Below are 10,708 nucleotides of genomic sequence, written 5' to 3' on the forward strand. Positions count from 1 at the left end.
ATGAAAATCACCAAGGCGTAGTGCGATTTTGAGTGGTGAGGGTTAGTCTGTCCCTACCGGCCTAAGGACAAAAACAATGAAAACCCTACCGCCCGTTCACCGTATCGCCTTGCTCTTCAACGGCAGCAAAATCTACGACCGCGGCATCATCGCCGGCATTGGCAATTACCTGAGCAGCACCCGTGCATCCTGGGATCTGTTCCTGGAAGAAGACTTCCTCTGTCGCCTGCGCGGTATCGAGCGTTGGCAGGGGGACGGCATCATTGCTGACTTCGATGACCCGCTGATCGGCGAGGCGCTGGCTGGGAGTCGGATACCGGTGGTGGCGGTGGGGGGCTCTTATGAGGATGTGGGCAAGTACCCCAAGGGCATTCCCTATGTGGCCACCGATAACCATGCCCTGATGAAGCTGGCCTACGAGCATCTGGTGGAGGCGGGGTTGACGCGGTTTGCCTGTTTCAGCCTGCCCGAAGCCCAGGCCAATCGGTGGGCCCAGGAGCGTGAGAAGGCTTTTCGCCGCTTGATGCAGCGCGATGGCTTGCAGTTGGAGGTGTATCGCGGCCTGGGCACCAGTGCGCCGTTGTGGGACAGCGCGGTGGAGCAGCAGATTGCCTGGCTGCACAGCCTGCCCAAGCCCATCGGTATTATCGCGGTCACCGATGCTCGTGCCCGGCAGTTGTTGCAAGCCTGCCTGACGGCGGGTATTGCGGTGCCGGAGGAGGTGGCGTTGATCGGGATCGACAACGACCCGCTGACCCGCACTCTGACGCGGGTGCCGCTGAGTTCGGTGATCCAGGGCACCGAGACCATGGGCCGTACCGCCGCGGCCTTGCTGCACCAGATGCTGCATGGCAAAGCCTGTGCCGGTACGCAGGTGCTGGTGCCGCCGGACGCGATCAACGTGCAAGCCTCCAGCCTGCATCAGCCTTTGGGTAACCCTTATGTGATGCAGGCGTTGTTGTTTATCCGCCAGTACGCGTGCCAGGGGATCAAGACCGACCAGGTCGCCGCCTATGTCGGCGTCTCACGCTCGTCGTTGGAAGCGCACTTTCGCAAGGTGCGCGGGTGCAGCGTGCATGACGAAATCCTGCGCTTCAAACTCGCGGCCGCCGCCAAGGGCCTGGAGAACCAGGACCTGGCCATCGCCGACATCGCCGCCCGCTGCGGCTTCACCTCTGCGCAGTACCTGCATACGGTGTTTCGCCGCGAATTTGGGTGTACGCCGCGTCAGTATCAGCAGGGCGCGAGCTAGAACACCGCTTTGACCTGCAAGCCCAGCACCAGCGCATTGTCGATGCTCTCCCCGGAAAACGCTCCCGGCTCGATGATGTATTGCACATCCGGGCGCAAGGTCAGCCAAGGCGTGGCCTGGTAGCCATAACTGAGTTCGATCAACTGTTCAGCCGTGTCCAAGTCGGGGTAGGCCGTGCCGGCATTGAACGCTGCCAGCTCCTGCACATCGCGGCTGCGCGGGTTCGGTACCGCACGGCCATAGCCCAGGGCGACGGTATCGCGCGGGCGACCTTCGAACGGCTTGTACAGCACCACGCCCGCGCCATACCACTTGGTGAACGGCGAAGCCGCTTGGCTGGCGGCAGAGTACTGGCCGAAGGCATGCAGGCTGCGGCCTTGGGATGATGGGGAAGCCCACACAGCTTGGTCGATCAAGAGGTAGTGACCGCCACGTCCGCTGACGTCCTTGTTGCTGCCAATGCGTTTTACATCGGAACTGTCGTAGTAATACCCGAGCTTGTATTCACCGGGCAGTGCGCCCGCATGCTTGTAGATAAGCTCGATGGGCACCACGGTACCGGTGGTGTGCTTGGGCCCCAGGTGCCAGGCACGGCTGGAGTTGCCGTTGCTGGACGGGTCGACATTGAACGCCGCCACGCGCAGTTGCCAGTTGGGCGAAAAGTCGTATTTCACCCGGGCACCGAGGTGCGCGTTCGGGTAGTTGGCCCATCCACTGCCGCCGGACATGTTCAGCGGATGCCCGCAGAAGCCGGCGTTCATGAAGTTGCACAGGATGCCGCTGTCCAGGCCACCGAGGTCATTGCCCATGGCCATATAGCCGAGCTTGACGTTCAGCGCCGGCGTGAACAGGGTGCGCTCGTAGCTCAGTTCGGTGAGGCGCGTGTAGAGGCCACCGTAGTTTTCCTGGATCGGCAGGCGGTTGCCCACCAGGTCCTCGGAGGCGCTGTTGCCGCGTCGGTCGTTGATGGTCAGCTGGATGCGGTCGCCGTTGGTGAAGCCGTAAAGCTTGCCCAGGTCGAACTGCACGCCGAGCTTGACGTTTTGCGAGTAGCGCGCCGAACGGTGCTGGCCGCCGTGGGCGTTGTAGGCGGTCTCGCCGCTGTAGTCGCCGGTAAAGCGCACACCTTGCGCGTCGAGTTCGCGGCGCAGGCCGCCCCAGTCGCCGGTCAGGGTGGTGTCGTCGGCTTGAACGGGCAGGGCGGCCGCAAAGGCCAGGCCCAGCGCCAGGCGCCAGGCGGTATGAGGAGTAGGGGTCATGAGGGATCTTTCCAAACACAAAGCGCGGTGCCGGAGCACCGCGCGAACAGAGGGCGGTTACGGCAGGGCGTAGGCGATCACGTAGTCGCCACGGTCGGTGGACTGGCGTGCGCCGCCGGCGGTGACGACGATGTATTGCTTGCCGGTTTTGGGCGACACGTAGGTCATCGGGCCACCCTGGCTGCCGACGGGCAGGCGGGCTTTCCAGATTTCATCGCCATTGCCGCTGTTGAAGGCGCGCAGGTAGAAGTCCTGGGTGCCGGCAATAAAGATCAGGCCGCCTTGGGTGGACAGCGTACCGCCCAGGGTCGGCAGGCCAACCTTGATCGGCAGGTGCATGCGGATACCCAGGGGGCCGGTGTCTTCAACGGTGCCCACCGGTACTTGCCAAGCGACCTTTTGCGTCTTCATGTCGATGGCGGTCAAGGTGCCGAATGGCGGCGCCTGGCACGGAATGCCGGCCACCGACAGGAAGCGGTTTTTGTTCACCGCGTACGGCGTGCCCTTGAGCGGCACGGCGCCCATGCCGGTGTTCAGCGCTTCACCACCGGAAGAGGCCTGGGCCTTGTTCTGCGACGGTATCATCTGGATCCACAGGCCCAGGCGCATGTCGTTGACGAAGATAAAACCGTGCACCGGGTCGGTGGAGATGCTGCCCCAGTTCATGCCGCCCAGGGAACCGGGGAAGCTCAGGGATTTATCGGTGCCCGGCGCGGTGTACAGGCCGTCGTAGCGCATGCCCTTGAAGTCGATGCGGCACAGCAACTGGTCATACGGCGTGGCGCCCCACATGTCCGATTCGGTCAGGGTTTGCGCGCCGATCTGCGGCATGCCCACGGATTTAGGCTGGGTGAGGGAATACGGCTCGTTGGGAATGTTCGCGGCTTTTACCGGTACTTCCTGCACGTCTGTCAGCGGCTTGCCGGTGGCGCGGTCGAGCACGTAAATCTGCCCGGCCTTGGTGCCGATGACCACGGCCGGTACAGCTTTGTCGCTGCCTGGCGGGGTGAAGTCGATCAGGCTTGGCTGCATTGGCAGGTCGAAGTCCCAGAGGTCGTTGTGGACTGTCTGGTAGACCCACTTCTCGGCACCGGTGGAGGCGTCGAGTGCCAGCACCGAAGCGCCGTATTTGTGGTTGAGCTGGGTGCGTTCCACGCCGTAGATATCGGTGGACGAGCTGCCCATCGGCAGGAAGACCGTGTTCATCAGCGGGTCGTAAGACATCGGCGCCCAGCTGTTCGGGGTGCTGCGCACGTAGGTGGCGTCGCCCGTTGGGGCCTGCTTGTCTTCAGGGTTGCCTGGGTCGAACGCCCAGCGCATTTGACCCGTGATCACGTCAAAGCCACGGATCACGCCACCGGGCATATCGGTCTGCACGTTGTCTGCCACGCGACCGCCGACTACGACGGTGGTGCCGGCCATCAGCGGCGCTGAAGAGAGTTGGTAGTAGCTGTCCGGCACATTGCCCAGGCCAGCTTTGAGGTCTACCTGGCCATGGGTGCCGAAGTCTTCGCAGAACTTGCCGGTGTCGGCGTCTACGGCGATCAGGCGCGCATCAATGGTGTTGGTCAACAGGCGACGCTGGCACTGTGCACCGGCAGGCACGCTGGCGGCCAGGATCGGCGAACTGTTGGGCTGGGTCGGCTGGGCAATCGGCGCGCTGGCGTCGAAATACGCCATGCCCCGGCAACGCTGCCACACTGCCGATTTGGCGTTGACTTCGTTCTTCCACAGTTCTTTGCCGGTGTCGGCATCCAACGCGATCAGGTTGTTGTGCGGGGTGCAGATAAACACTTTGTTGCCAATCTGCAGGGGCGTCAGCTGGTCTTCGGCACCGTTGCCGTCGCTGATGGCCACGTCGCCGGTGTGGTAGGTCCAGGCGACTTTGAGCTTGTCGATGTTGTCGCGGTTGATCTGGTCCAGCGCGGCGAAACGGCTGCCACCTTCGGTATTACCGTAGTGCGCCCAATCTTTCTGCGCATCGGCTGCAGCCACCGGGGTCATGCCCGGGCCTGCACCAGTGGGCTTAACGCTTGGGTGCGCAACAAACATATTGCCCGCGGCCACCGCCACGCCCAGCGCCAACACGGCGGCGACGCCATAGGCACCCCGCGCCGGTTTGCCGGCCAGCAACGGATACACCAGCGCGACCACCACGCCGATCACCGCGAACATGAACAGTCGCGAGAACAGCGGCCAGTATTCCAGGCCCACGTCGGCCACTGCCCACACGGCGGTAGCCAGCAGAAACGCGGCGAACAACCAAGCGCCGGCAGGTTTGCAGCGGGCAATCAGCAACCCGGAAATGGCCATGACCACGCCGCCGAGCAGGAAGTACCAAGAGCCTCCCAGGCTGACCAGTTTGGCGCCGCCGACGGCCAGCGCAAGGCCGAGCAGGGCGATGACGACGCCCAGGCCAAGGAGTAAGAATCTAGAGACGCCAGCGGCGCGCGATGCTCGTTTCATGTCGAATGGACTCGAGTGAGAGAGGGCAAAGACGCGATTTTAGCAAGATAAGTAACCGGTTAGTACATTTGAGTCCTGCAATAGACTGTTGCAGGTACTGCGATGATGGCCAGGGCCGCCTCTGAGGCGGCATAGATGGACCCGGCGACGCGTACCCTGTGGCGAGGGAGCAAGCTCCCTCGCCACAGCATCAGAACTTGAAACGCCCCACCAGCCCGTTGAGCTGGCCGGAAATATCAGTCAACCGTCCGGACCCGGTCTGCGCCGAATGCGCAAAGCCTTCCACCAACTGCGCGTCGGCGTGGATCTGCGCGATATGCCGGTTGATCTCTTCGGCCACCTGGTGCTGCTCTTCGGCGGCGGTGGCGATCTGGGTGTTCTGGTCGCGAATCGAGTCCACCGAACCACGGATCTTGTCGAAGCTATCGCGGGCCTGCTGGATGCGCGCAACGCTCGTGTTGGACACCAGCAAGCTGCCTTGCATCTGCTGGGTGACTTCCTGGGTGCGGCGGGCGAGGTTGCCCAGCAGGCTGTCGATTTCGCCGGTGGAGTCGGCGGTGCGACGCGCCAATGCACGCACTTCATCGGCCACCACCGCAAAGCCGCGGCCCTGGTCGCCAGCGCGGGCGGCTTCGATTGCGGCGTTGAGCGCCAGCAGGTTGGTCTGTTCGGCAATCGAACGGATGGTGTCGAGGATGGTGTTGATGTTCTGGCTGTCTTGCTCGAGCAACTGCATGGTCTGTGTGGATTTTTGCAGGTCTTCGCTGAGCTTGAGCACGCTGCCGGTGGCTTCGCCGATGTGCTGCTGGCCGGTGTGCACGTCGCGATAGCCCTCATCGGCACTCGTGGCGGCGGCGCTGCATGAGCGCGCGACTTCGTTGGCGGTGGCAACCATCTCGTTGAACGCGGTGCTCACCAGTTCCACGGCTTCGCGCTGGCGGCCGGCGGCCTGGTTCATATTATTGGCCACGGCGCTGGTGTCGGCGGCGGCGGTTTGCAGGTCTGAGGAGGCGTTGCCGATGCGCTGCACCAGTTGCGCGATCATGCTCAGGAACTGGTTGAACCAGCCGGCCAGGCTGGCGGTTTCGTCCTTGCCTTGCACTTTGAGCTGGCGCGTGAGGTCGCCTTCACCTTCGGCGATTTCCTGCAGGCCGTCGGCCACCCCGCGAATCGGGCGCACGATCACACGGGCGAAACTGGCGCCGACGATGGCGAACACCACGGCCAGTACGGCGGCAATCGCCGCGATCAACCACGTCAGGCGGGTGGCACCGGCCATCACTTCGTCACGCTTGATCAGGCCGATAAAGCGCCAGCCCAGGTCTTTGGAACTGACCACGTTAGCCATGTAGGCCACACCGTCGATGCTCACCTCGGTCACGCCATCGCCGTGCTTGGCCAGTTCGGCGTAGTTCGCGCCCAGGCCCGCCAGGGGCTTGAAGTTGTGCGTGGCATCGCTGGGGTCCACCAGCACGTTGCCGTCGGCTTCCACCAGCATCAGGTAGCCGCTGTCGCCCAGCTTGATGGTGCGCACCAGCTCGGTGAGTTGCTTGAGCGATACGTCCAGGCCGACCACTCCAAGGATATTGCCCGTGGCATCCGCGACGGTGCGCACGGTGCCGATCAGCACCACGTCGTCCGGGGCCCAGTAGTAGGCGCCTGTGCGCACGGTCTTGCCCGGCGCTGCGATGGCGGCCTGGTACCAGGGGCGGGTGCGCGGGTCGTATTGCGTCAGTTTGGCGTCGTCCGGCCAACTGGCGTAGCCGCCATCGCTCAGGCCCAGGGACAGGTAGGCGGTGCTGGGGTGGCTTTTGGCGAACTGATCGAAAATCGCCAGCAGTTCTGTATTGGTTGGCGTAAGCGGGATTTGCGCGGCATCGGCGCCGGCATAGCTTTTGAGGTTCTTGGCCGCGATCACGCGCGGGTCCTTGGCGACGAAGTCGACATTCTGGCTGATGCCGTCGAAAAACTGCTGCATGCCATTGTCGATCTGGCGGATCTCGCGGCCGCTGCTGTCGAGGAAGTTGGCCAGCGCACCCTCGCGCAGATTCAGCACCACGATAATGGCGACCAGGATGACCGGCACGCACGCGATGGCCGCAAACGCCCATGTCAGCTTCTGCTTGATATTCATGACTTCACCCGCGGGTATTTATAGTTTTGGCAAGGGGAGAAAAATTAGTGCTGCGTGTCGCAGGCGTTTTTGTGAGAGGCGAGGCCATGCGTACCCTCGGTATATCGGCCGAGGGCGCAGGCACTTGAGCAGGGGTAATCAGGCGATCGGGTCACCGACCAGGGCATCGCGGCGCATCGACTGCAGGTTCTTCTCGATGGTCTCGCAGATGCTTTCCATCTGGATCTGGTGTTCGCTGGAATTGAACGGGCTTTGCAGGTCAGTGCCGATGCGTTCGATGGCCAGCAGCATGAAGCCCACGACCGTGGAGGCCAACGGCGTGAACCAACCGAGGGACTCCACCAGGCCCACCGGCACGATCAGGCAGAACAACGAAATGAATAGCCGCGGGAAGTACACGTAAGGGTAGGGCAGTGGCGTGTTGGCAATCCGCTCCATGCCGCCCTGGGCGTTGGAGAGGTCCACCAGGGTCGACTCCAACCGTGCCAGGCGAATACTGTCCAGGCGCCCGGCCTGGTATTCGCGCGCCAGCAACGAGGCCGAGCCGGTGAGGATGTCATTGGCGAAGTTATTGGTGGCGCCGTTGCGGGCAAATTCTTCGGCGGGGATAAAAGCTCGCACTTCCTCGGGGCACGGCTGGCCCTTGAGGTGCGCAGCCAGGCAATTGACGTAAGCCACGTGACGGCGCAACAGCGTCGACTTCACCGGGTTCACCTCACCGGGGGCGTCATCGAGCAGGGTCAACACTTGTCGGGCAAAACTGCGCGAGTTGTTGACCATCGCGCCCCACAACGTGCGTGCTTCCCACCAGCGGTTGTAGGCGCTGCTGTTGCGAAAACTGATCAGCACCACCAGTGCTGAGCCCAGCAAGGTCAGGGGCATCAGCGGCAAATTGATCTTGGCGGTGAGAAACAGCATGAAGTCCACCGTCACTGCCACATCCCACAACAACAGCCAGAACAACGCCCAGCCCACATAGCCCATGGTCTTGATGATCAGGCGGTATTTCTTCAGAAGGGCAGCTTTCAAACGAGAACCTCGCGGCGGGCGGTTGGCAACAATCCCTGTTACGACGCCGTCGAGAGGGGAAGGTTCGCAGCGTGCTGAATCGATTAGTCCTCTAACCGCCAGGCGGAGTGAATTTAACCAAAGGTTGCGCGCAACTGTGTGCGGCCGTGGCGTTTGATGTGGAACAACTTTGGTACTGATGACGTCTTGTCCGGCAATCGCTGTACATTGCGTTCGAGGCGAAAAGCCATTAATGGCAGGATTATTGAAGTGATTTGTTTTGGAGCCGGGCTGCAGGGATTTCGTAGCTGAGATCAGTGGCATCAAGTTGGATGATCAGGGCTCTTTCATGCGTGTCAGTTCGTTGAAGTTGGCTATGTGTAATACCGCGCAAGCGCTCGAACGTCATAAGGATTTTGAATCGTGCATGAGAGCGCATTACCACGTGCTGCTCGTGCCCTATTCGAGACGACCGTTTTTCTACAAGAGTGCCCTTAAATACAGCCGCTTGATGGTGTCGTTCGCATTATTGAGCCAATACTTTTCCACACCGCTGCCGTTGTTGGCAGAAGTTAAAGCCTTGTGCGTAACGCGCAAGTATTGCTCGAAAAACAGCCTGGAATCGATCTTTTTGCTGTTCCAGGCCCTGGGCTTCATGGAGGTTGCGCCGCACCCCGAAGACAGTCGCTTCAGGGTCTATGCGCCCTCGGATGAAGCCTGCCGCGAAGCGCGGTTGATGCTCACCGCCCTCACTGAGTCGTTGGCGCTGCTCTACCCCGAGAGGGAAGTGTACCGGCAGATGCGCGACCTGGATGACCGCGAGTTCCTGGCGCTCTATTTCAAGGGTTTTGCCATGATTCTCGCGGCCGAGTTGACGGTGGATGTCTTGCTGCCCGAATGTTATTGGCTGGTGAAGCGCGACGCCGGCCATCTGTTGATGCTGGCGATCTACAACGACGCCTTTGCCCCCGAGAACGACCGCGCCACCTTCCGGTCGTCTTCCTACCTGGCCTTGGCCAAGCAACTTTCCGTGTCCAAGACCCACATTATCCGTATGGTGCAGGAGGGGGTTGAAAAGGGTTATTTCAAAGCCCACTCCAAAACCCGGCTGGAAGTTCTGCCACCCTTTGCCAGCCTGGTAAAGCGGTTCATGGCCTTTTCATTTGCGATGGGCCTGCATGCTATTGAGATGGGAGCGTAAGGATGCCTGCTAACTTGAAGTTGCGGCCCAGAATGCGCAGTTTGTTGTCACCTGCGGTGGCCCAGGCCGAATGGGTAGGCATTATTGCCTGGTTCGGCATGCTCCTGATTCCTCCGGCCTTGAAGTTGGACCTTTATATGTTGGCCATCACGGTCGGCCTGCTGATTGTTTGCCGGGTACATGCCACCACCGCGAACTTCCTGTTCTGGCGAGTGCTGGGGGTCATTTATATGGTGTTGTTGTCCGTCGGCTTCGCGTATCTGATTCATTTGAACGAAGAGTTGCGTATCTACGGCTTGCCGTTGGCCGTGACCCTGGTGGTGGGCAGCGCCATCTTGTTTATCAGTGTCCAGGATTATCTGGTCGATGCGCTATTGATCTGGCTGATCCTATGGCCGCCCATGCAGGCGGATATAGAGGCTGGCAATGAGGTGTATTTGCTGCTGTTCTGCGCGGCATCGGTGTCCATCGGGTTTATCTTGAGTTACTCCTACTTGAAGAATCTGCGTTCGGTATTGCTGGTGGAAAGCGAGTTTCGCGCCTTGGCCGAGACCGACTACCTGACCTCCATTCTCAACCGGCGCGCCTTTATGCAGAGCTTCGAGAAGTTGCTGGCCGGGGAGCAGGGCGGCTACTTCATCATGTTGGATATCGACAGTTTCAAAGAAAAAAACGACCTGTATGGCCACGACGTCGGGGACAAAATCCTGCGCGCCATGGCCCTGTGCCTGAAAAACGCCAAAGGCAGCCACAGCTTCGGGCGGATCGGCGGGGAAGAGTTCGGCGTGTTATTGCAGGGCGACGATGTGGACGTAGCCTGTGATTACGCCCTGGACTTGTTGCAGGCGATCCGCAGCAGTGTGCCCGCGCCCCACCATTACACCTGCAGTGCGGGGATGGCGCGTTTTTCGCCGGGCGACGAGTTATCGGCCGTGCTCAAGATGGCGGACAAGAACCTGTACGGCGCCAAGCGCAATGGCAAGGACTGCGTGCACCTGGACGGCGCGCTGCTAAAGGCGATCTTGTCTTGAGGCTTGCCGTCCAGTGCATAGGTATCTACACAACTTCGAGGCGACGCTGGACCTGTGGCGAGGGAGCTTGCTCCCGTGACGGCCTGACAGCCGATGCCAATCTACCCTGACACCCTGCGATCAACCTGTGGGAGCGGGCTTGCTCGCGAAGACGGCCTCACAGTCGACACCGTTATACCGAGTACATATCCATTCCTGCGGTAACGGCCACCTAGGGTTCCGCCCTGACGTGAACTGCCCCCCGAATGTTGGACACCTGCCCCCTCGGGAGAGTGTTCCATGACGAAATACAACCTAGCGCTCAAGCAATCATTGATTGAAGAGTGCCTGTCTGCCAGTAGTGTTCATGAGGTGGCC

General features: G+C 61.3%; 6 protein-coding genes and 2 pseudogenes. 3 read left to right on the forward strand and 5 right to left on the reverse strand.

Features of this window, described 5'->3' with window-relative positions; translation table 11 throughout:
• Positions 1-76 precede the first annotated feature (76 nt).
• Entirely contained in the window at positions 77-1,252 is a 1,176-nt protein-coding gene (locus tag MF6394_RS24870; RefSeq protein WP_047710598.1) for a XylR family transcriptional regulator, read from the forward strand.
• On the opposite strand, the gene MF6394_RS24875 is transcribed toward MF6394_RS24870, so the two are convergent.
• The 5 genes and pseudogenes from MF6394_RS24875 to MF6394_RS24890 all read right to left on the reverse strand — a co-directional run bounded on the left by MF6394_RS24875 (position 1,249) and on the right by MF6394_RS24890 (position 8,140).
• The gene (locus MF6394_RS24875) at positions 1,249-2,511 is read right to left on the reverse strand and encodes a carbohydrate porin (RefSeq protein WP_047710599.1); all 1,263 of its coding nucleotides are present in this window, start codon (positions 2,509-2,511) and stop codon (positions 1,249-1,251) included. The two genes, MF6394_RS24870 and MF6394_RS24875, sit on opposite strands and share 4 nt — an antisense overlap.
• A 57-nt stretch (positions 2,512-2,568) precedes the next feature.
• Complete coding sequence (locus tag MF6394_RS24880) at positions 2,569-4,977, reverse strand: glucose/quinate/shikimate family membrane-bound PQQ-dependent dehydrogenase (protein WP_069558646.1); 2,409 nt, start codon at positions 4,975-4,977, stop codon at positions 2,569-2,571.
• 190 nt (positions 4,978-5,167) lie between these two features.
• Positions 5,168-5,704, reverse strand: a pseudogene (locus tag MF6394_RS35255) (methyl-accepting chemotaxis protein); the annotation flags it as partial.
• 327 nt (positions 5,705-6,031) lie between these two features.
• A pseudogene (locus MF6394_RS35260) lies at positions 6,032-7,111 on the reverse strand (HAMP domain-containing protein); the annotation flags it as partial.
• Positions 7,112-7,249: 138 nt separating this feature from the next.
• Entirely contained in the window at positions 7,250-8,140 is an 891-nt protein-coding gene (locus MF6394_RS24890) for a bestrophin family protein (protein WP_003190542.1), read from the reverse strand.
• A 328-nt stretch (positions 8,141-8,468) separates the two neighbouring features.
• On the opposite strand from MF6394_RS24890, the gene MF6394_RS24895 reads away from it, so the two are divergent.
• Both MF6394_RS24895 and MF6394_RS24900 read left to right on the forward strand, forming a co-directional pair.
• Positions 8,469-9,320, forward strand: coding sequence for a hypothetical protein (locus tag MF6394_RS24895; protein ID WP_171905495.1), 852 nt, complete (start codon positions 8,469-8,471; stop codon positions 9,318-9,320).
• Between the two features lie 2 nt (positions 9,321-9,322).
• Positions 9,323-10,351: a GGDEF domain-containing protein gene (locus MF6394_RS24900; protein WP_047710603.1), complete on the forward strand. Its 1,029-nt coding sequence runs from the start codon at positions 9,323-9,325 to the stop codon at positions 10,349-10,351.
• The last annotated feature ends 357 nt before the right edge of the window (positions 10,352-10,708 follow it).

Source organism: Pseudomonas sp. MF6394, from assembly GCF_002018845.1.
Taxonomy (GTDB): domain Bacteria; phylum Pseudomonadota; class Gammaproteobacteria; order Pseudomonadales; family Pseudomonadaceae; genus Aquipseudomonas; species Aquipseudomonas lactis.

Bases quoted from the DNA above. Each gene is read 5' to 3' on its own strand.
- MF6394_RS24870 (WP_047710598.1), top strand. From the start codon at position 77: ATGAAAACCCTACCGCCCGTTCACCGTATCGCCTTGCTCTTCAACGGC.
- MF6394_RS24875 (WP_047710599.1), bottom strand. From the start codon at position 2,511: ATGACCCCTACTCCTCATACCGCCTGGCGCCTGGCGCTGGGCCTGGCC.
- MF6394_RS24880 (WP_069558646.1), bottom strand. From the start codon at position 4,977: ATGAAACGAGCATCGCGCGCCGCTGGCGTCTCTAGATTCTTACTCCTT.
- MF6394_RS24895 (WP_171905495.1), top strand. From the start codon at position 8,469: ATGCGTGTCAGTTCGTTGAAGTTGGCTATGTGTAATACCGCGCAAGCG.
- MF6394_RS24900 (WP_047710603.1), top strand. From the start codon at position 9,323: ATGCCTGCTAACTTGAAGTTGCGGCCCAGAATGCGCAGTTTGTTGTCA.